This is a genomic window from Marinobacter azerbaijanicus (assembly GCF_030250645.1).
GTDB classification, from domain to species: domain Bacteria; phylum Pseudomonadota; class Gammaproteobacteria; order Pseudomonadales; family Oleiphilaceae; genus Marinobacter; species Marinobacter azerbaijanicus.
In genome coordinates this window covers 673336-699759 of record NZ_JASSVS010000001.1, presented here as the reverse complement: position 1 = coordinate 699759, position 26424 = coordinate 673336, and the positions used below count along the sequence as shown (strand labels likewise).

Sequence of the window (26424 nt, the reverse complement as noted above, 5' to 3'; positions counted from 1 at the left end):
ATTCTCTCTGTTTATGTGGGTGTAGGCCATAAATATAGGGTCGCTTTGAGTTAAATCAACCCCTTGCCGTGAGCGTACTGTCAAACTCCGGGCAGCCGGGCAAAAACTGGGCGCAGTTTTTAACCCGCCATACCAATTCTTCGTAGCTATCCGCCAGAACGGTCACATGGCCAAGCTTCCGTCCCGGGCGCTCACCTTTATTGTAGAGATGTACATGAGCGTAGGGCAGTTCAAGGATTCGTTCAATGTCTCCATGCTCGGCAATGATATTGATCATGCAGCTGACGCCGCGTGGGGCGGTGTTTCCGAGCGGGTGGCCGCTTACCGCACGGATATGATTCTCGAACTGGCTTGTCATGGCGCCTTCAATGGTCCAGTGGCCGGAGTTATGAACCCGTGGTGCCATTTCATTGGCCACCAGGCCCTCGGCGGTTTCAAACAGCTCCAGGGTCAGCACGCCCACGTAATCCAGCTCGTTCAGTAACGCCTTGATGTAACGCTCGGCGTCTTCCTGAACGTGCTTCTCAAGCTTCGGAGCCGGGGCGATGGAGTAGCGCAGGATACCTTCGTGGTGGGCGTTCTCGGCCATGGGGTAAAACGCCAGCTCGCCGTCTTCGGCACGCACGGCAATGATGGAAACCTCGCGGCGGAAGTCGACGAACTTTTCAACAATCAGGCGCGAGTGGCCGATAGACTGCCATGCGGCTGCAGCCTCTTCCGGCGAGCGCAGAACGGCCTGGCCTTTACCGTCATAGCCCTCGGTATTGGATTTGGCGACAACCGGGCAGCCAAGGGCCTCAGCGGCAGCCTGCAAAGACTCTGCGCTGTCTGCAATTTTCCATTCGGGTGTCGGGATGCCGAGTTCGCCGAACAGTGTTTTCTCCATTTCGCGGTTCTGGCAAACCTGGAGGGCACGAGGGCAGGGATGAACGGGTTTTTCTTTTGCGATTCGCTCGGCTACGTCGACTGGTAAGTGTTCAAACTCATAGGTAACCCGGTCCACCCGGGAAATGAAGTCATCCAGATATTGACCGTCCCGATCGATAATCACTTCGCCTAGTCCGGCACTGGGACTACCCGACATATCATAGAAAACAAACGTCTTGGCCAGCGGGTACCCAGCCAGCGCCAACATGCGTCCAAGCTGTCCAGCCCCTAAAACACCAATTCTCATCTGTAATCTCCTGCCATTGGGCATCTGTCAAAGTTCGGTGTTGTGAGCGGGTCGGGGCAGGCTTTCCAGAACACGCTCAAGCACATCCCTGTGGCGCTTGAGCTCCGCCATCCATGGCTCCGCACAGTTCTGGAAAGCCTGCCCCGACCCGCTCAGCCGACTATGGCGTTGGATTCACTGATCGCTGGGATCAGGGTTGTCCAGAATTCTCTGTGTCTGAGTTGCTCTGAACTCATCGACTGCTTTGCGGACATCGTCTTTGGATGTGCCGATAATCTGTGCAGCTAACAGGCCAGCATTAGTAGCGCCGGCTTTGCCGATAGCCAAGGTGCCCACTGCGATACCGCCGGGCATCTGTACAATTGACAGCAACGAATCAAGACCATTCAGCGCCTTGGACTGCACGGGAACACCGAGCACCGGCAATGACGTCTGTGAAGCTACCATGCCCGGCAGATGGGCAGCGCCACCAGCGCCGGCGATGATGACCTTCAGGCCCCGGTCGGAAGCGGTTTTGGCGTAATCAAACAGCAGATCCGGGGTGCGGTGGGCAGAGACAACTTTTGTCTCGTAAGGCACGCCCAGCCTGTCCAGCATCTCGGCGGCGTGTTCCATGGTGGGCCAGTCTGACTTCGAGCCCATGATGAGTCCTACAAGCGGCTGCATATGCAACAGTCCTGATGTGTGAGAAAGCCGGCCATTGTATGTAAGGCCCTGTGACCATGCAAACAGACGATCGTCCACGGCCGCATTCGGGACCCTTTACTGGCCCTGATTTTGCTGAGTCGCAAGGTACGGGTATTATCAGGCCTTGTTACCCTTACCGTCCATATCCTGGAGCTGTTATGGAACCAATCCGTCCGGATGATGATGAAGTTCGCACTGGTCCCGCACGAAACCAGCGGGAAGAAGGGCTGTCTGCGCAGCGAGAACCACAGGGTGCCGCCGAACAGGCGGCGACTGGCACAAAGCCTGATGCGCGCGGGCAGGGTGCTGCCGGAGGTGGCCGTCCGCAGGGGCCGGCCGGCAAGTCCTCCGGAGGCGGAGGTTCCGGCCGGGGCACCATGTTGGCCATCGGTCTGCTGATCGTTGCCGGCGCCGCCGGCGCCGGCTGGTACCAGCAGGAGCAGCGGATCCAGATGCTGGAGGGGCAGCTCGAGGAGGCGGATTACTGGGCGCGGCAGAGCAAACTGGCGCTGGCGCGATTTGAAGGTGAGCTTTCCGAAACCGGCGAAAGCCTGCAGGAGAAGGGCCAGTCTATCGAAGACAGGCTGGAGACCCAGGGTGAGCGCCTGGATACTGCCGACAGTGAAATCCGTAAACTCTGGGGGGTGGCCAACGACCGCAATCGCAAACGTCTGGATGATCATGAGTCGAGGCTGGAGGCCCTGCGGGCGGACGTAGACAGCGGCAAGAGTGACCGCAAAGAGCTGGCGGCGGCAGTGGATAAGCTGGAGGCCGATGTCACGTCCAGGCTTGATGAGGTCAGAGCAGATCTTGAAAAGCAGATCGTCGCCGTGCGCGAGACCGGCCAGGAGAATGCCTCCAGGCTGACCAGGCTGGACGAATCCCTCTCGGGGGTCGATAAGATGGTTGAGCGCCAGCTGGTAAGATTTGAGCGGGAGCAGAAGTTGAGCATTGACGGGCTGGAGAGCCGGATTGCCGCCCTCGAGGAGGCAACAGAGAATCTCTCCAGCAGTGGCCAGCTGAATGCGGTTCGCAAGGATCTGGCGGAACTGAAGAAGACGGTATCCGTGATTGATTCGTCGCGATCCCAGCTGACATCCCGGCTGGTGCGGTTGTCGGAGGAAGTGAACGACTTGCGTTCGCGCCTATCGGGGCAGTAGTGCTCCTGCCAGTGCTTTGTAACAGTTTGTATTCATCCCTTGCGGTAGCTCTCAGTTCCGTGAGATCGCAGTTGTTATGATCGGGTCAACTCGCGAAAGGATGAAGAGTGAACAACAATGAAAACCCGATTTCTTTTCCCCCGTTTTTCCAGGTTACTGAGTGCTTTGTCTGTTGTTTCTCTGCTGGCTCTCGGTTCCGGCTGCACGGTCTACCAGTCCATCGGCAAAAGCGTTGGCTCGTTCCTGCATCCGGTGTCAGGTCATGACTTTGTCCACATCGGTAATGACCAGTGGGACAGCAGCAATGCGGTTCTCTACTTCTATCGTCCCCACTCACAGTGGGCGGCTGATGAGATCGAAGCGCCCAGTGTCTACATAGACGACCATCATTACTTCAATATCCGCAATGACAGTTTTACCTGGCTTGAAGTGGCCCCCGGTGATCGCCACATCGCCATCCGCAGGCCGCTACTGGGGCTTGAGGGGCTGAACTCCTTCAGCCTGAGTCTGATTGCGGATGCCACCCTGACGGTAGAGCCGGGACAGATCTATTACCTGCGCTACAACGAACTGGAAGAACCCGACAATAACCATCCGGCGCTGGCCGAAGACCACCCTCTGACCTCCGGCGACCTGCAACTGGTCACCCGGGATTACGCCATGCAGGCCAGTGAAATTGTCTCCACCCGTTTCCTCAATAGTGACTTGCTGGCGCCGAACCATGCTGCGGCATCCATTGTGGAAACTAACGAGGATGGCGACTACGAGCGGAACCTGGCGTTACTGGAAGAGGAGCGGGAAGCTGAAATCGAGCGCCTGAAGGCAGAGGGCAAATATGAAGAAGCCCCCTGGTACTGGCCGTTCGGTGGCGGGCCCACGGAACCGTTGCAAAGCGATCGCCGGTTGCGTGAGCTTGAGCGGGAGTATGCCGCACTTGAGCAGGAGCGCAGGAGAAAGGAAGAGGCGGAGGCCGGTGATGGCTGGTGGATATTCTGACGTTGTAATTATGGCCCCCGGTGAATTGTCGTTTCCGACTTCGGTTACTAGACTGTTGGTAGTCAGTAATCGGAGGATGGCGGGATCATGTCACTGAGAGACTCGTTACAACAGACTTTCCGCCGGATTTCCGGGGAGGTGCTGCCGGGTGTCCTTGAAAATGCCGGCCACCGGATTGAGGATTTCAGGAAGCGCCTGGATCATCTCAATTGCTCGCTGGCGGAACGGGCATTGCCTGAGGATCGCAAGTCTCGGGTCAGTGAGCTGTCGCTCCATCGAAAAGCCAGGCAGGCAGGGCAGAAAGCACCTGAACTGAGGGCGGTGAAAGGTGGAAAAAACCTGTGAGCAGCAAACAGCTCTGATTGAAAAGTGTACAGTTTATAATGGTTTGCGGGTTTTTATAGAAAAAACCCGCAAAAAATTTGACACCGCCGGACAAATGCTTAAAATGCGCGTCTCACTTGGTTGAGACAGCAACGCTGAATCACCAGTGTGCTGTGAAAGTGGGCGGTTAGCTCAGCTGGGAGAGCATCGCCCTTACAAGGCGAGGGTCACTGGTTCGATCCCAGTACCGCCCACCACTTTTCAGCATCACCGGGCCACCCCGCCCGGTTTCAGGTCCCGATAGCCATTCAGGCAGGGATTGATGCGGAGCGGTAGTTCAGCTGGTTAGAATACCGGCCTGTCACGCCGGGGGTCGCGGGTTCGAGTCCCGTCCGCTCCGCCATTTTTTTCCTATCCCGGGTGGTTAGCTCAGCTGGGAGAGCATCGCCCTTACAAGGCGAGGGTCACTGGTTCGATCCCAGTACCACCCACCATTTTTATTTCCCCGATGTTTTTCTTGGCACCCGATGCTTTGGGTTGTCGGATTACGCCTTTGGCTAATCCGACCTACGGGTGCACGGACGTAGGCAATGGTGTAGGTCGGATTAGGCGCAGCCGTAATCCGACATCACGCTAATCCGACACCACGCGAGCGACAATCGCCTTACTTACCAATCAACGACTGCCCGCAAACCCGAACCACATTCCCGTTCACACCGTTGGATGCCGGGTTGCAATACCATGCAATGGCCTCGGCCACGTCCACCGGTAAACCGCCCTGGGACAGGCTGTTCATGCGCCGGCCGGCTTCGCGAATGGTTATTGGCATGGCGGCGGTCATCTGGGTTTCGATGAAACCGGGGGCTATGGCATTGATGGTCACGCCGTTCTTCACCTGTTTTGCCATGGCTTCGACATAGCCAATGACGCCGCATTTGGCCGTTGAGTAGTTGGTCTGGCCAAAGTTGCCGGCAATGCCGCTGATGGAGGAAATGCAGACAATGCGGCCGTTCTCCCGCAGCAGCTCCTGGTGCATCAGTTCTTCGTCAATCAGCTCTTCTGCCGTCAGATTCACCGCGATGGTCATGTCCCAGAAGTGCTCCGGCATGTTACCCAGGGTCTTGTCCCGGGTGATGCCGGCATTGTGGATGACCAGATCAATGCCGCCGAAGTGCTCCTTCACAAACTCTGCAATCTGCTTCGGTGCCTTCTCATCGGTGATGTCGCAGGCCAGCGCTTTCCCCTTCAGGGCATCCATGACTTTCTGCAGCTCTTCCATTGCCGGGGGTATGTCCAGTCCGATCACAGTGGCCCCGTCCCGGGTCAGGGTTTCTGCGATGGAGGCGCCAATACCTCTTGATGCACCGGTTACCAGTGCTACTTTTCCGGTCAGTGGCGCGACAGGGTTGGTGGCAGGCGCCTCTGAGCTCTTGCCGATACGTGCCACCTGCCCGGATACATAGGCTGACCGGGGGGACAGGAAAAAACGTACGCTGGAGTCCAGCTGTTTCTCTGCGCCAGGCGCCATCCATAACAGGTTGGCGGTGGAGCCTTTCTTGCCAACTTCCTTGCCAACACTGCGCACGAATCCTTCCAGTGCCTGGTGAGCCGCTGCTTTTGCCGGCTGGCGACAGGTCGCCGGATCCTGTCCGATAACCAGTACGCGGCCATTGCCGGCCAGCTTACGGATGGTAGGGTGGAAGAAGTCGTAAACAGCGCGCAGGTCAGTGGTGTCTTTCATGCCGGTGGCATCAAGCACGAGGGCGGAAAATTTCCTGTCAATATCGGTATTGAGGGCCAGCGCTTCAGCTTTGTTGCCGCTTTTGGAAGAATCGTTCAGAGTATCCACAGCACTGGCGTGGAAGAGCTTCGCGGGGCTGGCGCCCAACAGGCTGCCAATGGCAGCAATAGCCTTGCCGCCATTGGCAGCACCAACCAGTACGTCACCCTCGACAAAGGGCTGGTCTGTGCGCTTCCAGCGCTTCAGGGGGACCGGCGAGGGCAGCCCGAGAGACTGGGCAGCAGTTTTGCCAACCGGGGTATTGACGAATTTCAGATAAAGATCAGACATGGCATTTTCCTTTTGCAAAGCGAATATCGGCGTACAGGTTAAAGAATCAGGCCGTTTTTGGATTGACTCAACGCTCTCCTGCGGATGTCAGGGATGCCAATGAGCCAGGGCCCCCCGGCGCTAAACTGCAACGCAATGAATACACTCGTTCAAACAGGACAACATCATGGCACAGGCACCGAAAAGCACCCAACAGAAAACCGCGGCACCAAAAAAGGCCCCAGCAGCCAGAAGTGGCGTTCGCCGGGTTGCGATTATCGGCGGTAACCGGGTTCCGTTTGCCCGCTCCAATACGGCCTATAGCAAGGTGAGCAATCAGGAGTTGTTGACTGCGGCGTTGCGTGGCCTGGTTGATCGTTATGGTCTTCAGGGCCAGCGCCTGGGTGAGGTTGTGGCTGGTGCAGTCATCAAGCACTCGCGGGATTTCAACCTGACCCGCGAGTCCGCGCTCAGTAGCGGCCTTGCACCTGAGACACCTGCTTACGATATCCAGCAGGCCTGTGGCACCGGCCTGGAGGCGGCAATACTGGTGGCCAACAAGATCGCCCTGGGGCAGATTGAGTGCGGCATCGCCGGTGGTACTGATACCACATCCGATGCGCCCATTGGCGTCGGTGAGGGCCTGCGGGAAATCCTGTTGGATCTGAACCGGGCCAAAACCACCGGTGAGCGCCTGAAGGTTCTCAGCCGGTTCCGTCCGGGGCACCTGAAACCGGAAATTCCACAGAATGGCGAGCCCCGGACCGGTCTGTCCATGGGCGGCCATTGCCAGATTACTGCCCATGAGTGGTCGATTCCCCGTGACGAGCAGGACAAGCTGGCCTACGAAAGCCACCAGAAGCTGGCTGCAGCCTACGAAGAAGGCTTCTTCAAGGATCTGATGACGCCACTGGCGGGCCTGGAAAAAGACAACATCCTGCGCCCGGACACCACGCTGGAAAAGCTGGCAACGCTCAAGCCTGTGTTCGACCGGGAAAACGGCACCATGACTGCCGCCAACAGCACGGCGCTTACTGACGGCGCCTCCTGTGTGCTGCTTGCCAGTGAAGAATGGGCCAAGGCCAATAACATGGAAATCAAGGCTTACCTGACGTTCTCTGAAGTGGCGGCCGTGGATTTCGTGGACAAGAAGGAAGGGCTGCTGATGGCGCCGGCCTATGCTGTGCCTCGCATGCTGGAGAAGGCCGGGCTGACACTGCAGGATTTCGACTTCTATGAAATCCACGAAGCCTTCGCCGCCCAGGTACTCTCTACCCTCAAGGCATGGGAAGACGCTGATTTCTGCAAGGATCGCCTTGGACTGGACAAGCCCCTGGGCAGTATCGACCGTAGCAAGCTGAACATCAAAGGCAGCAGCCTGGCCACGGGGCATCCTTTTGCGGCTACTGGCGGGCGTATTGTCGCTACCCTGGCAAAGCTGCTTGAGGAAAAAGGCAGTGGCCGTGGGCTGATCTCCATCTGCGCGGCCGGCGGGCAGGGGGTGACCGCCATACTGGAGCGGTAAGTCTGCGAAAAAATTAAATTTTCCCTTTGACAGAGGCTTCTTCGCCCCGTAGTATTCGCACCTCGTTGATCGGGGGCATCCCCGGGATACAACAGATTTTGCAGTACAGTAAAGAGTTGATGCGGGGTGGAGCAGTCTGGTAGCTCGTCGGGCTCATAACCCGAAGGTCGTAGGTTCGAATCCTGCCCCCGCTACCATATAATAGAAAGGCAGATCAGTAATTTACTGGTCTGCCTTTTTTGGTTTTGGTCCAGCCTAAGTAGTTTCCGGTGCCGTGTCAGGATTCCGTTGACCGACAAATGCCCTGGCCCCAGACTGTTATCGCGGCCTGAGGGAAATGGCATGAACGTAGCAAAATCCGATAATCACCGAGCAAGAGCGACGCCAGCTGCCGGTCTGCCATTGATTTTGTTGCTGTTTGCTCTCGTTGTCGGCGGCAGCCACTCGTTATCTCCCGGATCCTCGCTCGATCCCAGAATTGTCAGTGAACTCCAGCACCTTGTCACAGCACCTCACGCGGAGAAAGTCCGGGTTGAAGACGCTTATGCCGGCAACAATACCGGGGCCGGAAACAGCAATGACGCCCCCGATTGGTTCCCATGTGATCAGCCGGTTTTTGGTGCTACTGGATTTATCCGACCCTACTTCGTCACGTCAATTCGCTGCTGCACAAGGGCGTGCCGCGGCTTTTTGCATCCTCTTCTCCGGGCCCCACCCGCAGCGTAATCCTCCATTTGGTTGTGGCCGTTCATCAGGACAGCCATTTAGCATAGCTGACGTTCATTGAGGATTGCCCATGAAATCCCTGCGTTCACGGGCCGTGGTTTACGGCCTGGTGATAGCGCTCGGTTTGCTGAGTGCATTACCGAATCTTCTTTCCCACAACCTCTCCGGAAAGTTGCCGGACTGGTACCTGAAAAACACAGTGTCCCTGGGGCTGGACCTCCAGGGTGGATCCCATTTGCTTTTGCAGGCCGACCTTGAAGACCTGTTTTCCGGCGAGCGCCAGGCCATAGCGGAAGAACTGGCCAGAACCCTGCGCGAGGCGGGTATTCGCTATGGCAGGGCCCTGATGATCGGGGGCCGTGTTGAGGTGCCGGTGCGCCAATCCGACCAGTTGCCTGAAGCGGCGAACCTTGCCCGCGAGCTGGCCCGGGAAACCCCCGATGGCTCGCGCCGCTTTGAGGTTGACCAGAGTGGTGAGCGTCTGGTGCTGACCCTGACCGAAGCCTGGCGGGAGAGTGTGTCCCGGGATGCCGTGGAACGAAGCCTGGAAGTGGTGCGCAGGCGGCTCGACGAAACCGGCCTGGTGGACCCCAGTATTACCCGTCAGGGCAGTGACGGCATCCTGGTGCAGATGCCGGGTGTCGCCGATCCCGGTGAAATCCGCCAGCTACTGGGTACCACGGCGAAGATGAGTTTCCACTGGGTGACGCGGGAGATGGGGGAAGGGGTTGCCGTGTTCTCCCTGCCGGGCGCTGACGGAGAAGGCCAGTATCAGTTGGAGAAACGGGTCGCCATGCCCGGTGAGCGTATCCGGGATGCGCAAATGGCGTTTAACCCTGACACCAGCGAACCGACTGTCAATTTCGAGCTGGACAATGAAGGTGCTCGCCTGTTTGATGATATGACCCGGGACAATATCGGCCGGGCCCTTGCCATCGTTCTGGATGGCAAGGTAATCACGGCACCTGTCATTCGCAGTGTTATCGGCGGCGGCAGTGGCGAAATCAGCGGCGCCTTTACAACCAGGGAGGCCAGCAACCTGGCCTTGCTGCTTAGGGCTGGCGCCTTACCCGCCCCACTGCATGTGGCGGAGGAGCGCACGGTTGGCCCTGACCTCGGCAGTGACGCCATTGCCATGGGGCTGACCACGGGTTTGCTGGGAGCCGCCATGGTGATTGCCTTCATGGTAGGGCTTTACGGACGCTGGGGGCTGATCGCCTGTGTGGGCCTGACGGTAAACATAGGGTTGCTGTTCGGGGTGTTGAGCCTGCTCGGCGCTACCCTGACACTGCCGGGCATCGCCGGAATTATTCTTACCATCGGCATGGCCGTGGACGCCAACATTCTGATCAACGAGCGTATCCGGGAGGAATCCCGCAAGGGCAAGCCTGCGTGGATGGCTCTCAGGCAAGGGTTTGGTAAGGCCTATATAACCATCCTGGATTCCAACGTCACCACCCTGATCGCCGTCTGCCGTCTGCCTTCTGTTCCTGGTTGGCAGTGGGCCGGTGCGGGGATTTGCGGTCACCATTGGTATTGGTTTGTTGACGTCCCTGTTTACCGCAATTGCGGTTACCCGGCTGATCATGGAGTGGCGAATTCGGGGCAGGGCCCGGGAGCTGTTGGTGATTTCCGGCATCGCCTGGCTGGACAGGCTCAGCGAGAGGGGTGTGAACTTTATGCGTGCCCGCGTGGCCGGATTGCTGGTATCGGCGGTGTTGTCGGTGGCTGCCATTGGCCTGCTTGTCCAGCCTGGGCTGAAATACGGCGTTGATTTCACCGGGGGTACCGTGGTTGAGGTGCAGGCCGGTACAGCAACGGTGGAGCAGTTGCGCACCACATTGCAGTCCCATGGCCTTGATGAAGCCGCCATTCAGGAGTTCGGCGCTGACGGGCGTTTCCTGGTCCGCCTGCCAGTTGAGCAGGGAGAGCCCGGTGCAACAGCTTCGCAGGTGGCACTGCTGAAAACGGCTGTTTTCGCGGCGCAGCCGGATGCCGAGTTTCCTCGGATCGATATGGTCGGGCCCAAAGTCAGTGGGGGATTCAGTGATGCCACGATTCTGGCGGTTCTGCTGGCCGGCGTCGGTATGCTCGCGTATCTCTGGATTCGCTTCGAATCACACTTCGCGTTGGCCGCGACATTGACCATTGCGCTGGACATCACCAAAACCATCGGTTTCTTCGTCCTGGCTGGCATAGAGTTTAATCTGACGGCCGTAGCGGCGCTTCTTGCCCTCATCGGCTATTCCGTCAACGACAAGGTAGTTGTGTTCGATCGTATCCGTGAAAATCTGCGCAGAACGCCCGGTCGGCCAATGCTGGAGTTGCTGAATGAGAGCATTTCCTCGACCCTGACCCGCACCGTCTTTACCTCGGTGACCACATTCCTGGCTCTGCTGCCCATGGGCATCGCTGGAGGTGTGGCTGTAGCAAGTTTTGCCTTGCCTATGCTGTTCGGTATCGTCATCGGCACCAGTTCATCGGTTTTCATTGCATCACCGATTCTGTTCTACCTGGGCCAGAGGCGAGCCGGGAGGGGGTTGGCACAGTTGCGGCCAACGGCCGATGAAATTCGTCGTGAACTGGAGTTGATTCCATGAACCTTGTTGACCATCCGGTAGGCTATCTGGCGCTGGCGATTTTTGGACTGGCTTACGTTCTGGTGATGTTGGAGGAGCGGATCCACCTGCGTAAGTCCAAGCCTATGTTGATCGCCGCCGGACTGATCTGGGTGCTGGTGGCCATTACCTATCGGGCTGCAGGAGCCAGTGGCGAAGTCGAGGATGCGATCCGTCACAATTTCCTCGAATACGCCGAACTGTTCTTCTTCCTGCTGGTGGCGATGACCTACATAAACGCCATGCTTGAGCGCGGCGTTTTCGATCAACTGCGGATCTGGCTGCTGGGCAAGGGCTACGGATACCGGCGCCTGTTCTGGATTACCGGTATTCTGGCATTCTGTATCTCGCCGGTAGCGGACAACCTGACCACAGCACTGATCATGTGTGCGGTGGTGATGGCGGTGGGCCGGGACAGCGCTGCTTTTGTCTCACTTTCCTGTATCAATATCGTGGTGGGTGCCAATGCTGGGGGTGCGTTCAGCCCGTTTGGTGATATCACTACATTGATGGTCTGGCAGAAAGGCATTCTTCCATTTCAGGATTTTTTCCACCTGCTGCTGCCGTCGATGGTGAACTTCCTTGTGCCGGCTGCGCTGATGCATTTTGCCCTGCCGAAAGGGCAACCGTCCTCGCCTGAGTCCTACGACAACGTCATTCGTCCGGGCGGGCTGGTGATCTGCGCTCTGTTCCTGCTGACCATCGCCACTGCCATCAGTTTTCACCAGTTCCTGCATATCCCTCCGGTATTCGGCATGATGACGGGGCTGGGTTACCTGAAGGTTTTTGGTTTTTACCTCAAGCGCCACGAGGAGTACCACTGGAACGAAAGCTTTGAAACGCCACCCGGAGACAGTTCCGGCGACCGGACGCAGGGCCGTCGTGCCTTTGACGTGTTTTCTCACATTGCCCGTTCGGAGTGGGATACGCTGTTTTTCTTTTACGGCGTTATCATGGCGGTTGGCGGCCTGGGCTTTATTGGTTACCTGGGTATGATGTCAGCCACATTGTATGGCGATCTGGGGCCTACCTTTGCCAACGTCATGATCGGGGTGATTTCGGCATTGGTGGACAATATCCCGGTGATGTTTGCGGTACTGACCATGAACCCGGCAATGCCGGACTTCCAATGGTTACTGGTTACCTTGACAGCCGGCGTCGGCGGCAGCCTGCTGTCGATCGGTTCAGCCGCCGGTGTCGCCCTGATGGGGCAGGCGAGGGGGCAGTATACTTTTCTCAGCCACCTGAAATGGACACCGGCAATTGCCCTCGGCTATGGAGCAAGTATCTGGGTGCACTTCATGATTAATGGCTGAGATCCGGTGGGCGCTGGAAGCCGGCAAGTCCATCTGCTTCCAGCAACTCCGCAAACCGTATGGTCGTCAGATCCATTCCCGGTGCCCCGATCACCTGCACATTGAATGGCAATCCGTCCTTCGTTCTGCCAATGGGTACCGAGGTTGCGGGCAGCCCCAGTAGCGTGGCCAGGGCAATCCAGCAGAACTGGTCCATGTAGGCTCGGGGTTGGCCGGCAACGGTAATCTGCCGCTTGAAAACCGGGTGGCTGTGATCGTGGCGAATGGCTGTCGTGGGTGTAACCGGGGTCAGAAGAACATCGAATTCCTCGAACAGCGACATGATTTCTGCCCGCATTTTTTCCCTGGTTTCATTCCATGCCATCCACTGGTAGACCGGTTGGTTTACTCCGCGGCCATATTCGCCGATAAAGGCCGTCACCGGTCCAAACAGATGTAGCCATTTTTCCAGCCTGGCAATCCATTTCATTTGCCGCCGCTGGGCCGGTTTCATGGAGGTGCTCAGTAGGCTGCCCAGCAGGTTGAAATAGGCCGGCAGGATATGTTCCAGGTTCAACAGGTTGTGATGTGCTTCGGCTACCAACGCGCCGCGGTTTTCCAGGTCGCGGCCCAGTTGTTCGTAGCCTTTCACCAGTTCGCCATCTACCGGGCACAGGGGGTCTTTCAGCCAGAGCCCTACGCGGGCCTGTTCCAGTGACTGGATGGCTGCCGGCGCCATGGCCAGTTGCCAACTGTTGCGCTCCCGTTCAGCCGGACCGGCAATCACGCCCAGCAGCAATTCCAGGTCTTTTGCAGAGCGTGCCAGTGGGCCACCCTCGGCCAGGTCTGGTCGGGATTCGGTGCCCGGTGGCCCCGGGATGTGGCCCCGGAACGATACCAGCGCCCGTGAAGGCTTGTGACCGAAAATGCCGCAGAAATGGGCGGGTGTCCGGATGGAGCCAGCCAGGTCGCTGCCCACTTCCAGGGGTGTCATGCCTGCCGCCAGGGCTGCGGCAGCACCGCCTGAGGAGCCGCCCGGGGTATGCTCTGCGTTGTGGGGGTTGTTGGTGACGCCAAAGAGTTTGTTGTAACTCTGCAGGTCGGTGGCATAGATGGGAACGTTGGTTTTTCCCAGAATGATGGCGCCAGCGTCTTCCAGTCGCCGGACCACGTCCGCGTGTTTTTGCGGCAGGTGATTCTTCAGGGCCGGTGCACCGGCGGTACACACCATTCCTGCAACTTCCCAGGTGTCTTTCAGTGTTAAAGGCAGGCCGTGGAGGGGGCCTGCGGGTTCATCCCGGGCCAGGGCTTCATCGGCGCTCCGGGCTTTTTCCAGGGCAGTGGCTTCGTCCAGCGTCACAACGGCATTAATGGCGCTGTTTTGTTGGTGGATTCTGTCCAGAAAGGCGCGGGTAACCTCGACACTGCTTAGCTTGCCGTTCTTGAGGTCGCCAACAAGTTCGGTGGCGGAGCGGTAGTGCAATGGGTTCATGGCTTCCTCGTTGTTATTATCCGGCGGGAGGGGGTCAGATCAGGTTAACTCACTGCGCCAGTGTTTGACTTTCACCTGTGACTTGACCGCGTCCAGTATCTCGATGATCAGATTGATCAGGGCCTCGTTGGGCGCCTCCTGTTCGCGGTTTTCTTCAGGCGCAGGCAGGAAGACATTGACGATGTCTTCAATAAACGCGTGGTTGGAGGCGGATGCGAGGTCTTCCAGGATCTGGTGGATAACGTTGGCCACAATGTCCCCTACGGCCTCCTCCAGGGTTTCCTGAATGGTCGGGCCCACCACCGGCAGGTATTTCAGCCGCGACAGTTCCAGATTCTGTTTGAGCGCATTGTCTACCCGGGTCTCCAGATAGCTGCGAAGAGCGCCGCGATTGGGTACATATCCCTCCTGCGCGGCTTCTGCCACGCGCTGGGAGACCCAGTCCGAGAGCATGTCCCGCCTGGGGTAGAGAATGTCGTTCTGGATGCGGTCAAACAGGGGGGAGCCACGGCGGATTTCTTCCTGGGCTCCGGAAAGCACTTTGATGACGATCCGGTCGGAGAGTTCTTCCATGAAGGCTTCATAGTAGAAGTTGAAGAACTGGAAGACTTTGGTTTGGGTGAAGTCGATCACCTTGTATTGGTGCAGGCGGTAGATGATGGAGATTACCCGCAGTATCCGCAGGAAACGGAAGGTGCCGACAGGGATGCAGCCAACGATGTCGTACCAGTGGATGAACGGGTAGAAATACCAGCGGTCGTAGACCTTTGCCTTGATAGAGTAGCCCCAGCGTATAACGAACTCTGTCAGGAATATGCTGACGAAGATAAGGTCGTAGAAGATGAAGTTTTCGTGGATTGGGTGGTATAACTCTTTGATCGCCGGGGCGTTTTCGGCCAGCAGGTTCTGGATGGCGACGAAGTTGTAGGTCGAGTCGAAGATGATGAAGGCCAGGTTGATGATGAGCAGGCCGAGCATCAGGAAGTCTATGGTGAACCAGATGAGTTGGTGGCTGGTTTTCAGGTTTTCTCGGTTTATCTTCAGCATTCAGTTATGTGTGCCTTTAAGACTGCATGTTGGGAGTCTGCGGCGGATGTATCACTTCTCCCCAGACACGCCGTAAACCCATCCATGGGGGCTCGGCATTGCCATCCTTGGCAATGCACGGTCTGGGGAGAAGTGATACATCCGCCGCGATCAGGCCTTGAGCTACTCGCTGTGCTTGTGGCGGAAACCTATTGCACCTGCCTGATTTTTAGACGCTTTCACACAGGTTAGCTTATTTCAGCTCCGCCGACGACTTACCCAGCAGTCTCCTGGCAATGATCAGCAGCTGGATCTGCTGGGTGCCTTCGAAGATGTCGAGGATTTTCGAGTCCCTGGCCCATTTTTCCAGCAGTTCGGTCTGGCCATATCCCAGGCTGCCACAGAGTTCCACGCAGCGCAGGGTGATGGTGTTGCCCACGCGACCGGCTTTGGCTTTGGCGATGGAAGCCTCTTTGGAGTTGGGCAGGCCGTTGTCGGCCATCCAGGCGGCGCGGAGGGTGAGCAGGCGGGCGGCTTCGAGTTCGGCTTCCATGAGCTGGAGTTCGCGGGTGACGGCAGGTTGGGTCCAGGTCTGGTGGCGATACTCCAGGTCGGTGCCGGTGGCTGCGATGAGTTCGCGGGTTTTCTGCAGGGCGGCGCTGGCAACACCGATGGCCATGCCGGCAACGACGGGGCGGGTGTTGTCGAACGTCTGCATGGCGCCGGCGAAGCCTTTTTCGACGCTGATGTCCGGGTCGCCAAGGAGGTTTTCTTTCGGAACGCGGCAGTTGTCGAAGCGGATAGCGGCGGTGTCGGAGGCGCGGATGCCGAGTTTTTTCTCCAGCCGTTCGACGGTCATGCCTGGGGTGCCTTTTTCCACCACGAAGGACTTGATGGCGGCGCGGCCTTTGGTGCGGTCCAGGGTTGCCCAGACTACAACGGCGTCGGCGCGTTCGCCGGCGGTGACGTAGATTTTTTCCCCATTGATGATGTAGTGGTCGCCGTCTTCGGTGGCTGTGGTGCGGATGGCCGCAGAGTCAGAGCCGGCACCGGGTTCGGTGATGGCCATGGCGGCCCAGGTGTTGCCAAGACGGGCCAGTTGTTCGTCATTGGCAACGGCGGCAATGGCTGAGTTTCCCAGGCCCTGACGGGGAATGGACAGGGCCAGGCCCACATCGCCCCAGCAGAGCTCTGTCAGTCCCAGCACGGTTTTCATGTTGGTGCCGTTGCGGTTGCCCGTTCCGCCGCTGCCGTCGGACCGGGCAAGCTTTCCGGCACCAGTGCCGCCGTCGGCCGCGCCATCATTCATGCCGTCCATAATGGAGGCGAACAGGTCCAGCTCCCTGGGGTATTCGTGCTCTGCAAGGTCGTATTTGCGCGAGATCGGTCGGAACACTTCACGGGCGACCTGCTGAGCCTGATTGATCAGCGGAGTGAATTTCCTTGGGATTTCCAGATTCATGGGTGTCTCCTCGTGATGATAGAGGGTGATCAAAGGCGCTCTATGATGGTCAGGCGTGCAGGCCACCGGTCTGTGTGGCAATGGAACGCAGATCCCGATACCAGCGCTCCACGGGGTGTTCCTTGACGAAGCCATGACCACCCAGTAGTTGCACGCCATTGGTGCCGGCTTCCATGGCCTTTTCGTTGCACAGCAACCTTGCCAGGGCGGTTTCACGGCGTGCTGGCAGACCCTGCTCCAGGCGGCTGGCGGCACGCCAGGTGAGCATGCGCATGCTGTCTGTTTCGATCGCCAGGTTGCTGATCATGAAGGCAACGGACTGGCGATGGCTGATGGGTTCGCCAAAGGCTTCCCGGTCATTGCAGTAAGGAACCACGTAATCCAGTATGGCCTGGGAGGTACCGATGGCAAGACCGCAGCGAAGCAGGGAGCCACAGTCGAGAAAACACTGGTAGTCGAAATCATCGTCTCCCAGCAGGGCATCAGCCGGCAGCTTGACGTTCTCCAGCTGCAAACGGACTGTCCCAGCCGCTCCAAGTCCCATGGCAGGGTCGGCCTTGATGCTGATCCCGGGGGTTCCTGCCTCGATGATGAACAGTCTCGGTTGTCCCTCGAGTTCTGCCGCAACCAGCAGGAGTTCCGCGTGCTCTCCCCGTATGACAGCGTTCTTGAGGCCGGTTATGGCATAGCCGGTGCTGGTTCTCCGGGCAGCGGTCTGCAGAGTGAGCGGATCGAACAGCGGTGCTGGTTCGTCGATGGCGATTGTGGCTACCGGTGGCTGCTCTCCACAGAATGCCGGCAGGTACCGGCTTTGCTGTTCTCCCGTGCCCCAACGGGTAATGGCCTGGGCCACACTGAAAGGCGCCAACAGGGCGGTAGCCAGGCCCATGTCCCCCCAGGCCAGGTGTTCGGCGATCAACACGCTGGTTACCGGAGACTGGTGTTCCGCCACGCCGCCGAATTCTTCCGGTATCGCATAGAGCGCCAGGCCCAGGTCGGTAGCCGATTTACTGATTCCGTCCGGTATCTCTCCGGCTTCGTCCGCAACGGCGGCAGCCCCCCTCAGCTCATCCCGGGCATAGCAACCGAGCAGATCGGTGATCATGCGCTGGTCATCCGTCAGTGAAAGATCGAACAGATCAGAGGCATGGGGTTTGGGCAGGTGTTTCCGGGGCAGCCAGTTCTTCACGCGCCTGAATTCCCGGGCGGTGAAGGCCAGGGTGCGAAAGCCCGTCCGGGTGCCGTGGTAGGCCGTTCTCTCTACCGGGGTGCGCAGCCCCAGCCTGTCCAGCAACGGATTGCCGGCAAGTCTGTTCATCATTGCGAGGGCCAGGCCCATGGGGTCCCGTGTCATCTGCTGCCTCCTTGTCGGCGTCTTCCTGTTTTCGACCGTAAGCGATCGGGGTCTGTAGGTGTCTGCTGATCATGGGGCCAGGCCGGGCATGCGCCATTGGCACCTTGTACATTACCGCCGGGCAAGATGGTCAATAGCCATGGATTATCCGTACCTCAACCCGTTACACTCCCCCTGTTGCCGTAGCCTTTTAACCCACACTGACTGAAGTAACGCCGCTGGATGCATCTCCACATTCGCTTTCGTTCCAACTGCCGGCTCCTGATTGTCTGGTTGCTTCTCTGGGCCCTGCCGGCGTTGTCTCAGGCGCAGCAGGTGGAGGTTAGGGTTGAAGGCGACTTTCCGCAGTTACAGGACAATGCCGAGGCCTTCATAGGCGAGGTGGAGGGCCGCAGTGCCAACAGCCTGAGGCGCTATGCCGACACAGCCGAGAGCCAGGTAAAGAAGGCTCTTCGCGCCCTTGGCTACTATAGTCCAGGTATCCAGTGGGAAATTATCGAACCGTCCGGTGAGCAAGAGGAACCACCGCGTCTGATTCTCACCGTTCAGCCGGGCCAGCCGGTGCATGTCCGTTCCCGTAACGTTGAGATAGAGGGCCCCGCCAGTGAGGATTCGGCGTTTACGGGTTCCCTGCCACGGAAACCGTCTGAAGGTGATGTGCTGAACCACGGCGAGTACAGTTCGTTGCGACAGACCATCCAGAACCGCGCCAGTCTGCTGGGGTATTTTGACGGCGAATTCACTACCCGCAGGCTGGAGGTGGACCCCGAAAAGAGGGTGGCGGATATTACGTTGGTTTATCGGAGTGGTGAACGTTATAGGCTGGGAGAAGTCAGCTTCAGTGATGGGCATGGATTTGAACAGCAGCTGTTGGAAAAGTTTGTGCGTTTCGAACCAGGTGAAACCTTTCACGCCGACAAGATTGCCAGGCTCAACAACGACCTGTCCAACAGCGGTTATTTTTCCAGTGTGGATATCAATGCATCACCCGGCAACGCCGAGGATGGAGTGATTCCGGTGGAAGTGGGGTTGACCACCCGCCCGCCCCGCTCGGTGGCTGCGGGTGTCGGTTTTTCTACCGACGTAGGGCCGCGTCTGCGGGGTAACTGGCGGGAACACTGGGTTAACCCCATGGGCCACAGCCGTGGTGTTGAAACCGAGCTCTCGGTGCCGCGCCAGAACCTGAGTACCTGGTATGAGTTGCCTCTGGACCCGCCGATGACGGACTCCATTCGTTTGTCGGCCGGTTACCAGCGCGAAGAGATAGAGGATGTGGAGTCGGAACTGCTGACTCTGGGCCAGCAATGGAAGCATCAGCTCGACAACGGCTGGCAGCAGGTGGCTTCCCTCCGATGGGAAGGGGAGCGCTTCAGGATTGGTGACGATAAAAAGGAACAGAGTAGTCTGTTGTTGCCGGGGCTGGGCTATTCCAAACTGAATGCCGACTCTCCCCTGAACCCTTCCAGGGGCTACCGGGTTCAGTTTGATATTACCGGATCTCATCGGGCCGCCCTGTCTAACGTTGATATTTTGCATGCCAATTTTCTGGTCAAAGGCCTGTACACGTTGGCGGACAACCACCGTTTTCTGACCCGTTTCCAGTTTGGCGGAGTGGCAACCAACCGATTTTCGGATGTGCCGCCGTCGTTGCGCTTTTTCGCCGGTGGCGATCAGAGCGTCCGGGGGTATGGTTATGAAACCCTGTCGCCGCGGGATGAAGAGGATGTTGCCATCGGCGGGCGTTACCTGATGGTGGGCAGTGCCGAGTATCAGTACCAGTTTGCCGAGAACTGGCGCGTCGCCGCATTTGTGGATGAAGGCAACGCCATGGATGACCTGTCCGACCCTCTGGCCACGGGTGCCGGACTTGGTATCCGCTGGATAAGCCCGGTGGGGTCCGTGCGTCTGGATATAGCAAAGGGGCTGGACCCCGAGTTTGGTGGTGAGTGGCGTGTCCACTTTTCCATGGGGCCGGAGTTATGACCGAAGAAACAACGGCAAAGTCCCATAAGCCAAGGCGCCTTAGAAACGGGCTACTGATCGCACTGGCCATCGTCATTCTGCTACCGGTGATAGTGCTGGGGGCGCTTTTGCTGGCCCTGCGATCAGAGACAGGAACGGCCTGGGTGATCGACCGGATTCCCGGCCTGGACGTGGAGCAGGCCCAGGGATCGCTGCTGGGACAATGGGAAGCGCAGCTTCTGACATGGCAGGGTTATGGTGTGGGGCTTCGTGTGAAAGCTCCGGTGGTCGACTGGTCGCCCACCTGCCTGTTCAACAAGCAGCTATGCCTTGAATCGCTGATGGCGGAAACCATCGACCTGACGCTGCAGCCGTCGGCCGATCAGCAGGAGCGGGACGACATCAGCCTCCCGGCGGTCAACCTCCCCCTGGGCCTGGCGATCAGGGAGGTGAACCTGGGCACCTTCACGCTGAATGATGGCAAGGTCTGGGATCGGCTGCAGCTGCAGGCCGAGGGATCCGGATCCGACTGGCAGCTGCAAAACCTCACCTATGTCCGTGATCAACTGGAAATCAATGGCTCCGGCCGTATCCAGACCCGTGGCGACTGGCCACTGGATCTGGACGTCGGCGTAAGCCTGCCGCCCCCGTACGGGCCTGAGTGGAAGCTGGCACTTGATCTGTCCGGAAGCGCTGCAGATCTGAGAGTGAAGGGACAGAGCACCGGTTACCTGGAAGCCACGGCGGCCGGCCGGGTGGCGCCGCTGGATAGTGCCCTTCCTGCAGAGCTGACCGTCGAGTCCCGAAGCTTTGCCCCCGTCAGAGACCTGCCCGAAACCCTGGTGCTGCAGGACACGGTAGTGAAGCTCAAGGGGAGTCTTGAAGACGGATTCCGTTCCGATTCCCATGCGTCGTTGCCCGGCACCTCCGGTGACATTGCGGTGTCGCTCAATGGGTTGGTTACAACCGCAGGTGTTGAAGAGCTTGATCTCTCCCTGTCCGCACCCGGAACCGGCGATGCCGGGATCGGAGAGGCGTCGGTCACGGGAAGCATGGACTGGCAGCAGGCCTTTCTGGTGGATGCCCGGGTAACTATGGAAGCCTTCCCCTGGTATAGCCTGATCCCGGACTTTGAACAGCCGCCGGTTTCCCTGCGTCAACTGGATGGTAAGGTCCGATACCAGTCCGGGGCCTATCAGGCGAGCGTTGAAGCCAGTGTCGACGGCCCCCTTGGTGAAGCTGATCTGGCCGGTGAGCTGGATGGTGATATGGAATCAGTGGCTGTCTCCCGCCTGAAAGTGAACACTGGCGCCGGGTTCCTGGGCGGTCAGGGAAGCGTTGCGTTTGCCGACCAACTGGCGTGGGAGGCAAGCCTGGAACTGGACAGCTTCAACCCCGGCTACTGGTTGCCGGCTCTGGAGGCCAGCCTGGATGGTGATATCAACACCAGTGGGCGGTTGGCGGAAACCGGAGTGCCTTCGATCCAGGCCGAGTGGGACCTGTCGGGCAACTGGCGGGCCAATGACGCCATCATCCGTGGAGCCCTTAACAGCGAGGCGGACGCATGGGTGCTGTCGGGTCTTGAACTGGAAGTTGGTGACAATCGGGTTACCGGCAACGGCGAATGGGGGCGCAAGATCGCAGGCAATCTGGCGCTGGAGATGCCATCTCCTGAAACCTTCCTGCCGGGCCTGGCCGGTTCGCTCAGTGGCACGGTTTCGGCTTCCGGGACACCCGATCAGCCCCGGGGCAGGGTGAGCCTGTCGGGTTCCGACCTTGCATGGCAGGATGAACTGAGCCTCGCCAGCCTGGAACTTACCGCTGCACTTGGCGAGGGGTTGAGTGTACGTGGTGATGCTCAGGCCAGTGAGCTTCGCTACGGCGAGCAGTTACTGGAGTCTTTGACACTTGGTCTGTCGGGTACCCGGGATAGTCATCGGCTGACAGTTGATGCTGTTCATGAGGAGGCCGAGGTCGAGCTGGTATTTGCAGGTGATGCGTCAGAGGACTGGAATGCCTGGCGGGGCGCTTTGGACCAGGGGCGTATCAATGTTCCGGAGCAGGGGCAGCAATGGACACTGACCGGGCCGGCAGCACTGGAATATACCGCCACCGGCACGCTGACATTCGGTCACCATTGCTGGCAGTGGCAGCGAGCCTCGGTTTGTGCCGAAGATCAGACACTGTTGCCTGACCAGGACATTGCCTACCGGGTGGAAAACTTCCCGACAACCGCACTATCGCCCCTGATGCCCGAAACCCTGCGTTGGGATGCCAGCCTGAATGCTGACTTTCAGATGGTGATGACTGAGGATGGCCCGGACGGGGAGTTGTCGGTGGATGCCGGTGCCGGCAAGTTTGAAGTCATGGTGAGGGATCAGTGGGAAAAGCTTGGCTATGACACTTTCACCGCCGGGCTTCGGCTGAAGCCGGAAGTGGCTGAACTGAACGTCCGGCTGAAAGGGCCCGAACTGGGGGATCTCGCTGTCTCCATGGCGGTTGATCCCAACGATAGCGAGCGGGAGGTCGACGGCCAGTTCCGCGTCCAGGGCCTGGATGTTTCCATGGCCGGAGTGTTTGCGGGACTGGAAGTGGTTGAAGGCGAGTTGAATGGCGAAGGGACGCTGTCCGGCCCATTATTGAAACCGGCGGTCAACGGCGAGATTGCGCTTACCGAGGGACGGGTCTCGGATCCCCGGCTTCCCATACCGCTGGAAGAGGTGGTAGTTAGCCTGGAACTGAATGGGTATTCCGCAGAGCTGTCCGGGCGCTGGCGCAGTAACGATCGCAGCACCGGCAATCTCAAAGGTGAGCTGGAGTGGGCCTCCGAACCTTCGGTGGAGGTTACCCTTACGGGTGACCGGCTGCCGTTCAGCTATGATCCCTATGCCCGTGTGGAGCTGGTCCCGGACATCACCATCACCTACAGCGGAGGTGACCTGGCAGTAACCGGTCGTCTGGAGGTTCCGCGCGGCGAGATCGAGATCAGGGAGCTGCCCGAGCAGGCGGTCTCGGTCTCGGAAGATGAAGTGATTGTCGGTGTCGAACAGAAAGAGGGTGGGCTGCGCACGCTGAACATGAATCTGACCGTTGTGGTGGGGGAGGACGAGGTTACCTTCAATGGCTTTGGAGTCACCGGTAATCTGGAAGGAACCTTGCGCATCGGCAACGACATGGACACCCGTGGTGCGCTGCAACTGAAAGATGGCCGGTACGAAGCCTATGGTCAGGAGTTGGAGTTGCGCCGGGCCAGGCTGCAGTTCGTGGGCCCCCTGACGGAGCCCTATCTGGATATCGAAGCTGTTCGCCGGGTGGATACCGTGGTGGCCGGGATACGGCTCAGTGGCCCGGTGAGCTCACCCCGGACAGAAGTGTTCTCGGAGCCGGAGATGCCCCAGACCGACGCCCTGTCCTATGTGATTCTGGGGCGTGCTCCTCAAACCCGGGGTGACGAAGGCCAGATGAGCCGGGCAGCGATTTCCCTGGGCCTCACCCAGACCAGCAAGGTAACCCGGGGAATTGGTGAAGAGATCGGAATCCGGAACCTGACACTCGAGGCGGAGGGTAGCGGAGAAGAATCCGCAGTGGTTGCCAGCGGGTATCTGACCGACGAACTCAGCCTGCGTTATGGCGTGGGTATTTTCGAGCCGATTACTACCGTTGCGTTGCGCTATGACCTTGGCCGCTATTTCTATCTGGAAGCTGCCAGTGGCTTGGCAGCTTCCCTCGATATTTTCTACACCCGGGACTTCTGAGCGGGGGCTTCTACTCCAGTTCGAATGTGGCGCTGACCTGCGCCTGAAGCTCCCGCGGGCCTACGCTGGATACCGGTGCAGAGGAGGCGCGCATTTCCGCCATCATCGGCACCGGCGGTTGGTGGCCATCGTTGATACTGATGTTGATTACCTCACCGCACTGCTTATCAAGTTCGTTGGCAACAAACTCACACCTTGCCCTGGCATCGGCAATTGCTCCGGCCAGTGCCTGTTTGCGAAGGCTGCTCTCATTGGAATGAAAGAACTGGTGGGGGCCAAGGTTGTAGTCCATGCCCAATGCCTGGGCCTGCTCGAGAATCGGGTTGAGCAGTGAAAGATCATCAATAGTAAAGCTCACGGTCTGTGAGGCGACGGCCATTTTCTCCGGTTGCTGATCACGTTCCCGGGACGGGATCGAGCGGCTGTACAGGTTAACGGAGGCGTCACTGTAGGCGTCGAGCTGGTCGCGGAAGTCACTAATGCGTTCCCGCCACTGCTCCATCTGCTGGTTCACCTGTCGGGTCGCCTGTTCCGGGAGATTGTGTTCTGCATTGGCGGTAAACTGCAGTCGCACGCTGTCTGGCGTATACTTGACCGAGGCCTGTCCGCTCAGGCTGACTTCCCCTGCCAGTACCGCCAGGGGCAAGAACGTAAGGGCCGCTGGAATCAGCAGGTATCGATGGACGGTGGGAAACATTGTAGGATCTCCATGCTGTTACACAATAATCAGGTGAGATTGACTTCCCGGGAGCGTGACATCCTGCTCAGGCTGACCGGGAGTGACCCTCATTATGTGACGACCCGTGAGCAACTGAAAGAGTGGGCCGCCCTTCATCTGGAAGCCTTGCCAGGTGACGCCCGCGAAATACGGGAAATCAAGGCGGTGCTGCAGCGCTATCTGCCGCTTTGAGCCAGGTCGTCAGCGGAAGTTTCAGTCTCTTTCGGTTCACCCAGTCTTATCAGCTTTCTTTCCTCAGCTGCCTGAACAAAGTGACTGAAGATGCGCCGGTGGCCCCCGTGATAAAGGAGGTATTCCGGATGCCACTGAATGCCCATCAGCCACTGCCCCCGAGTATTCTCTATTGCCTGCACGAACAGGTCATTATCGACGGCAACCACTCGAAGGTGTTTTCCGAGCTTTTTGATGGCCTGGCTGTGAATGCGGTTGGCCCCGATGTTGGGCCCCTGCATCAGTTGCCCGAGCCGGCTGTTACTGACCAGTCTGACAGTCTGCAGGGGCAGCAGAAGCGGGCGGTGGCGGGTGTTTTTCCGCAGGGGCGTCACGTTCTGGCACAGTGAGCCGCCACGAAAAATATTAATGAACTGGGCCCCGCGACAGATACCGAGGACAGGGATGTTCAATTCTTCGGCACGGGACAGCAGGCGAAAATCGGTTTCATCCCGTCGCAGGTCATAGTTCGCCGTAACCTGGGGTGTCTGGCCATAACGCGAGGGATGAACGTGCGTACCGCCAGAGAGCACCAGGCCGTCCAGTAGCGACACGTCAACCCGGGAGCCAGGGCGAATAAAGTGGGTGCGGGCTCCATGCAGTCTCAGTGCAAAACTGATCAGCCGGTGCGCCAGACTGCGCCGGGCCGGGCCGCTGATGCCAATGGTGATGCCCGGATGTTCGGGCTTTTCCTTCAGGGCTTCAGACATAATTCCGGGACCGCAACCACTGGTCGCAGGTATCGACCCAGCTGTGTGTCAGATTGTGAAAGCTCAGTTTGCGACTGTCGCGGAAGCGGGAAACCAGTGCCGAGAGATCGGTGGCATTGCTCGCCAGTTGCTCAAGCACCACCCAGTCGTTCCATACCGTGGAGAAGTGCCACAGTGGATTGTCGATGTCACAGTCTGGCAGGCGATAATGCAGGGTGGGCCTGCTTTTGATGCGCTCATCATTCACGTACCGCCCCAATAGACCGCTGTTCAGGTGCGCAAACAGCGGCAGCAGGTCCAGTGCCTTGTTCCGGGTCGGATTAAAATGAAGATAGTCTTTGATCAGTTGATCCATGCCCGGAGCATAATCCTCGGAGATCATCAGATCGACGTAGGTACTGTTCCAGGGCTCTACGTAAGTGGTCAGTTTGCGGCTGAAGTCAATCTGGTGCCGCGCTTTGAGCCACTCGTAAAGCGTCGCAAACGCCTGCAGGTAGCGCACCAGGGTTGAGGGTCTGAGGTCCGGTAACTCGGGGTTAAGCTGCAGGCCGAAGGCAAAGTAAAGGGCCTCCCTGCTGCCCAGGGCCCCCGCCTTATGCAGCTCGTCGCACAGGGTTTCGATCCGTTCCAGTTCACTGAACGGCAGTGGCGGGCTGACAATTTCCAGGGGAACAATTTTCTCAGCAGCGGCGTCGATGACATTCATTGCCTGGCCACCGATACCCCGTACGGATTCCGGCAACCGCTGATCATTCAGGTTCAGATCCTTGATGGGATCGGAGTCCAGTTCGATGCCAAAGGCACCAATATCGGTGTCGATTTCACAAACGTAACGGGCGACAGGTCTGGCCTGACCTCCCAGAAGCTTTGAGCAGAGCGATACAAGATCCTCATAACCGAGCCCGGACAATTCTATTTCTACGCCAACCCGTCGTTCCTTCCCTTCATCGGTCTTCATGATGTCCGGCATTTTGCAACGGCTGCTCATTAATGCGTCTCCACAAGAGGTTAGCGATACTTTATCACAGTCCCCCGGGCTGAAAGCGACCTCAATCAGCCTGAGAGCACGGCACGGCAAAAAATTCGGGCGTGGGGTTTACACTGGATAAAACACTGTATATAGTCAAATCACTGTATATAAAAACAGGACTAACCGGGG

Annotated in this window: 20 protein-coding genes and 4 tRNA genes; 14 read left to right on the top strand and 10 right to left on the bottom strand. The window is 58.5% G+C overall.

The window, feature by feature from the left end; genetic code table 11:
• Positions 1 to 55: 55 nt before the first annotated feature.
• Both QPM17_RS03185 and purE read right to left on the bottom strand, forming a co-directional pair.
• The gene (locus QPM17_RS03185) at positions 56 to 1174 is read right to left on the bottom strand and encodes a 5-(carboxyamino)imidazole ribonucleotide synthase (RefSeq protein ID WP_285388670.1); all 1119 of its coding nucleotides are present in this window, start codon (positions 1172 to 1174) and stop codon (positions 56 to 58) included.
• A 174-nt stretch (positions 1175 to 1348) separates the two neighbouring features.
• Positions 1349 to 1840 (bottom strand): 5-(carboxyamino)imidazole ribonucleotide mutase, encoded by a 492-nt coding sequence (gene purE, locus QPM17_RS03180; RefSeq protein WP_285388669.1) that lies wholly within the window; start codon positions 1838 to 1840, stop codon positions 1349 to 1351.
• 179 nt (positions 1841 to 2019) lie between these two features.
• Between purE and QPM17_RS03175 the strand changes: the two genes are divergently transcribed.
• From QPM17_RS03175 to QPM17_RS03150, 6 genes are all read left to right on the top strand, one after another.
• Entirely contained in the window at positions 2020 to 3021 is a 1002-nt protein-coding gene (locus QPM17_RS03175) for a hypothetical protein (RefSeq protein ID WP_285388666.1), read from the top strand.
• A gap of 117 nt (positions 3022 to 3138) precedes the next feature.
• Positions 3139 to 4017, top strand: coding sequence for a DUF2846 domain-containing protein (locus QPM17_RS03170; protein ID WP_285388663.1), 879 nt, complete (start codon positions 3139 to 3141; stop codon positions 4015 to 4017).
• An 87-nt stretch (positions 4018 to 4104) separates the two neighbouring features.
• On the top strand, positions 4105 to 4362 hold the full coding sequence (locus QPM17_RS03165) for a hypothetical protein (RefSeq protein WP_285388662.1): 258 nt from the start codon (positions 4105 to 4107) through the stop codon (positions 4360 to 4362).
• Between the two features lie 160 nt (positions 4363 to 4522).
• Positions 4523 to 4598, top strand: a tRNA-Val gene (locus QPM17_RS03160).
• A gap of 69 nt (positions 4599 to 4667) precedes the next feature.
• Positions 4668 to 4744: transfer RNA gene (locus tag QPM17_RS03155), tRNA-Asp, on the top strand.
• 15 nt (positions 4745 to 4759) lie between these two features.
• Positions 4760 to 4835, top strand: a tRNA-Val gene (locus QPM17_RS03150).
• 170 nt (positions 4836 to 5005) lie between these two features.
• On the opposite strand, the gene QPM17_RS03145 is transcribed toward QPM17_RS03150, so the two are convergent.
• Positions 5006 to 6412 carry a 3-oxoacyl-ACP reductase gene (locus tag QPM17_RS03145; RefSeq protein ID WP_285388659.1) on the bottom strand — a complete coding sequence of 469 codons (1407 nt, stop codon included), beginning with the start codon at positions 6410 to 6412 and terminating at the stop codon, positions 5006 to 5008.
• A 166-nt stretch (positions 6413 to 6578) separates the two neighbouring features.
• Between QPM17_RS03145 and QPM17_RS03140 the strand changes: the two genes are divergently transcribed.
• The 5 genes from QPM17_RS03140 to nhaD all read left to right on the top strand — a co-directional run bounded on the left by QPM17_RS03140 (position 6579) and on the right by nhaD (position 12576).
• Positions 6579 to 7916: an acetyl-CoA C-acetyltransferase gene (locus tag QPM17_RS03140; protein ID WP_285388656.1), complete on the top strand. Its 1338-nt coding sequence runs from the start codon at positions 6579 to 6581 to the stop codon at positions 7914 to 7916.
• 120 nt (positions 7917 to 8036) lie between these two features.
• Positions 8037 to 8113, top strand: a tRNA-Met gene (locus tag QPM17_RS03135).
• Between the two features lie 599 nt (positions 8114 to 8712).
• Positions 8713 to 10416 carry a protein translocase subunit SecD gene (secD, locus tag QPM17_RS03130; protein WP_285388655.1) on the top strand — a complete coding sequence of 568 codons (1704 nt, stop codon included), beginning with the start codon at positions 8713 to 8715 and terminating at the stop codon, positions 10414 to 10416.
• Entirely contained in the window at positions 10322 to 11242 is a 921-nt protein-coding gene (gene secF / locus QPM17_RS03125; RefSeq protein WP_285388654.1) for a protein translocase subunit SecF, read from the top strand. The genes secD and secF overlap by 95 nt, the downstream gene beginning before the upstream one ends.
• Positions 11239 to 12576: a sodium:proton antiporter NhaD gene (gene nhaD, locus QPM17_RS03120; RefSeq protein ID WP_285388653.1), complete on the top strand. Its 1338-nt coding sequence runs from the start codon at positions 11239 to 11241 to the stop codon at positions 12574 to 12576. Before secF ends, nhaD begins: the two co-directional genes overlap by 4 nt.
• Here the strand turns inward: nhaD and QPM17_RS03115 are convergent.
• The 4 genes from QPM17_RS03115 to QPM17_RS03100 form a co-directional block, all read right to left on the bottom strand.
• Complete coding sequence (locus tag QPM17_RS03115; RefSeq protein WP_285388651.1) at positions 12566 to 14047, bottom strand: amidase; 1482 nt, start codon at positions 14045 to 14047, stop codon at positions 12566 to 12568. The genes nhaD and QPM17_RS03115 overlap by 11 nt on opposite strands.
• Before the next feature lie 39 nt (positions 14048 to 14086).
• The gene (locus QPM17_RS03110) at positions 14087 to 15094 is read right to left on the bottom strand and encodes a hypothetical protein (RefSeq protein ID WP_285388649.1); all 1008 of its coding nucleotides are present in this window, start codon (positions 15092 to 15094) and stop codon (positions 14087 to 14089) included.
• A 232-nt stretch (positions 15095 to 15326) separates the two neighbouring features.
• Positions 15327 to 16535 carry an acyl-CoA dehydrogenase family protein gene (locus QPM17_RS03105; RefSeq protein WP_285388647.1) on the bottom strand — a complete coding sequence of 403 codons (1209 nt, stop codon included), beginning with the start codon at positions 16533 to 16535 and terminating at the stop codon, positions 15327 to 15329.
• A 49-nt stretch (positions 16536 to 16584) separates the two neighbouring features.
• Positions 16585 to 17889, bottom strand: a complete 1305-nt coding sequence (locus QPM17_RS03100) for an acyl-CoA dehydrogenase family protein (protein WP_285388645.1) — start codon at positions 17887 to 17889, stop codon at positions 16585 to 16587.
• 222 nt (positions 17890 to 18111) lie between these two features.
• Between QPM17_RS03100 and QPM17_RS03095 the strand changes: the two genes are divergently transcribed.
• Entirely contained in the window at positions 18112 to 19872 is a 1761-nt protein-coding gene (locus QPM17_RS03095; RefSeq protein ID WP_285388642.1) for an autotransporter assembly complex protein TamA, read from the top strand.
• Entirely contained in the window at positions 19869 to 23606 is a 3738-nt protein-coding gene (locus QPM17_RS03090; protein ID WP_285388641.1) for a translocation/assembly module TamB domain-containing protein, read from the top strand. The genes QPM17_RS03095 and QPM17_RS03090 overlap by 4 nt, the downstream gene beginning before the upstream one ends.
• A 10-nt stretch (positions 23607 to 23616) precedes the next feature.
• Here QPM17_RS03090 and QPM17_RS03085 read toward each other — a convergent pair whose 3' ends face one another.
• On the bottom strand, positions 23617 to 24303 hold the full coding sequence (locus tag QPM17_RS03085; RefSeq protein WP_285388639.1) for an SIMPL domain-containing protein: 687 nt from the start codon (positions 24301 to 24303) through the stop codon (positions 23617 to 23619).
• Positions 24304 to 24315: 12 nt separating this feature from the next.
• On the opposite strand from QPM17_RS03085, the gene QPM17_RS03080 reads away from it, so the two are divergent.
• On the top strand, positions 24316 to 24516 hold the full coding sequence (locus tag QPM17_RS03080) for a hypothetical protein (RefSeq protein WP_285388638.1): 201 nt from the start codon (positions 24316 to 24318) through the stop codon (positions 24514 to 24516).
• Here the strand turns inward: QPM17_RS03080 and QPM17_RS03075 are convergent.
• Both QPM17_RS03075 and QPM17_RS03070 read right to left on the bottom strand, forming a co-directional pair.
• The gene (locus QPM17_RS03075) at positions 24501 to 25265 is read right to left on the bottom strand and encodes a gamma-glutamyl-gamma-aminobutyrate hydrolase family protein (protein WP_285388636.1); all 765 of its coding nucleotides are present in this window, start codon (positions 25263 to 25265) and stop codon (positions 24501 to 24503) included. The two genes, QPM17_RS03080 and QPM17_RS03075, sit on opposite strands and share 16 nt — an antisense overlap.
• Positions 25258 to 26253 carry an amidoligase family protein gene (locus QPM17_RS03070; RefSeq protein ID WP_285388634.1) on the bottom strand — a complete coding sequence of 332 codons (996 nt, stop codon included), beginning with the start codon at positions 26251 to 26253 and terminating at the stop codon, positions 25258 to 25260. Before QPM17_RS03070 ends, QPM17_RS03075 begins: the two co-directional genes overlap by 8 nt.
• Positions 26254 to 26424 lie beyond the last annotated feature (171 nt).

What these genes read in the sequence shown, in the direction of transcription:
- QPM17_RS03085 (WP_285388639.1), bottom strand. Translation starts at nt 24,303, where the DNA reads ATGTTTCCCACCGTCCATCGATACCTGCTGATTCCAGCGGCCCTTACG.
- QPM17_RS03110 (WP_285388649.1), bottom strand. Translation starts at nt 15,094, where the DNA reads ATGCTGAAGATAAACCGAGAAAACCTGAAAACCAGCCACCAACTCATC.
- secD (WP_285388655.1), top strand. Translation starts at nt 8,713, where the DNA reads ATGAAATCCCTGCGTTCACGGGCCGTGGTTTACGGCCTGGTGATAGCG.
- QPM17_RS03140 (WP_285388656.1), top strand. Translation starts at nt 6,579, where the DNA reads ATGGCACAGGCACCGAAAAGCACCCAACAGAAAACCGCGGCACCAAAA.
- QPM17_RS03165 (WP_285388662.1), top strand. Translation starts at nt 4,105, where the DNA reads ATGTCACTGAGAGACTCGTTACAACAGACTTTCCGCCGGATTTCCGGG.
- QPM17_RS03100 (WP_285388645.1), bottom strand. Translation starts at nt 17,889, where the DNA reads ATGACACGGGACCCCATGGGCCTGGCCCTCGCAATGATGAACAGACTT.
- secF (WP_285388654.1), top strand. Translation starts at nt 10,322, where the DNA reads ATGCGTGCCCGCGTGGCCGGATTGCTGGTATCGGCGGTGTTGTCGGTG.
- QPM17_RS03090 (WP_285388641.1), top strand. Translation starts at nt 19,869, where the DNA reads ATGACCGAAGAAACAACGGCAAAGTCCCATAAGCCAAGGCGCCTTAGA.
- QPM17_RS03070 (WP_285388634.1), bottom strand. Translation starts at nt 26,253, where the DNA reads ATGAGCAGCCGTTGCAAAATGCCGGACATCATGAAGACCGATGAAGGG.
- QPM17_RS03095 (WP_285388642.1), top strand. Translation starts at nt 18,112, where the DNA reads ATGCATCTCCACATTCGCTTTCGTTCCAACTGCCGGCTCCTGATTGTC.
- QPM17_RS03175 (WP_285388666.1), top strand. Translation starts at nt 2,020, where the DNA reads ATGGAACCAATCCGTCCGGATGATGATGAAGTTCGCACTGGTCCCGCA.
- QPM17_RS03145 (WP_285388659.1), bottom strand. Translation starts at nt 6,412, where the DNA reads ATGTCTGATCTTTATCTGAAATTCGTCAATACCCCGGTTGGCAAAACT.
- QPM17_RS03115 (WP_285388651.1), bottom strand. Translation starts at nt 14,047, where the DNA reads ATGAACCCATTGCACTACCGCTCCGCCACCGAACTTGTTGGCGACCTC.
- QPM17_RS03185 (WP_285388670.1), bottom strand. Translation starts at nt 1,174, where the DNA reads ATGAGAATTGGTGTTTTAGGGGCTGGACAGCTTGGACGCATGTTGGCG.
- nhaD (WP_285388653.1), top strand. Translation starts at nt 11,239, where the DNA reads ATGAACCTTGTTGACCATCCGGTAGGCTATCTGGCGCTGGCGATTTTT.
- purE (WP_285388669.1), bottom strand. Translation starts at nt 1,840, where the DNA reads ATGCAGCCGCTTGTAGGACTCATCATGGGCTCGAAGTCAGACTGGCCC.
- QPM17_RS03080 (WP_285388638.1), top strand. Translation starts at nt 24,316, where the DNA reads ATGCTGTTACACAATAATCAGGTGAGATTGACTTCCCGGGAGCGTGAC.
- QPM17_RS03170 (WP_285388663.1), top strand. Translation starts at nt 3,139, where the DNA reads ATGAAAACCCGATTTCTTTTCCCCCGTTTTTCCAGGTTACTGAGTGCT.
- QPM17_RS03105 (WP_285388647.1), bottom strand. Translation starts at nt 16,535, where the DNA reads ATGAATCTGGAAATCCCAAGGAAATTCACTCCGCTGATCAATCAGGCT.
- QPM17_RS03075 (WP_285388636.1), bottom strand. Translation starts at nt 25,265, where the DNA reads ATGTCTGAAGCCCTGAAGGAAAAGCCCGAACATCCGGGCATCACCATT.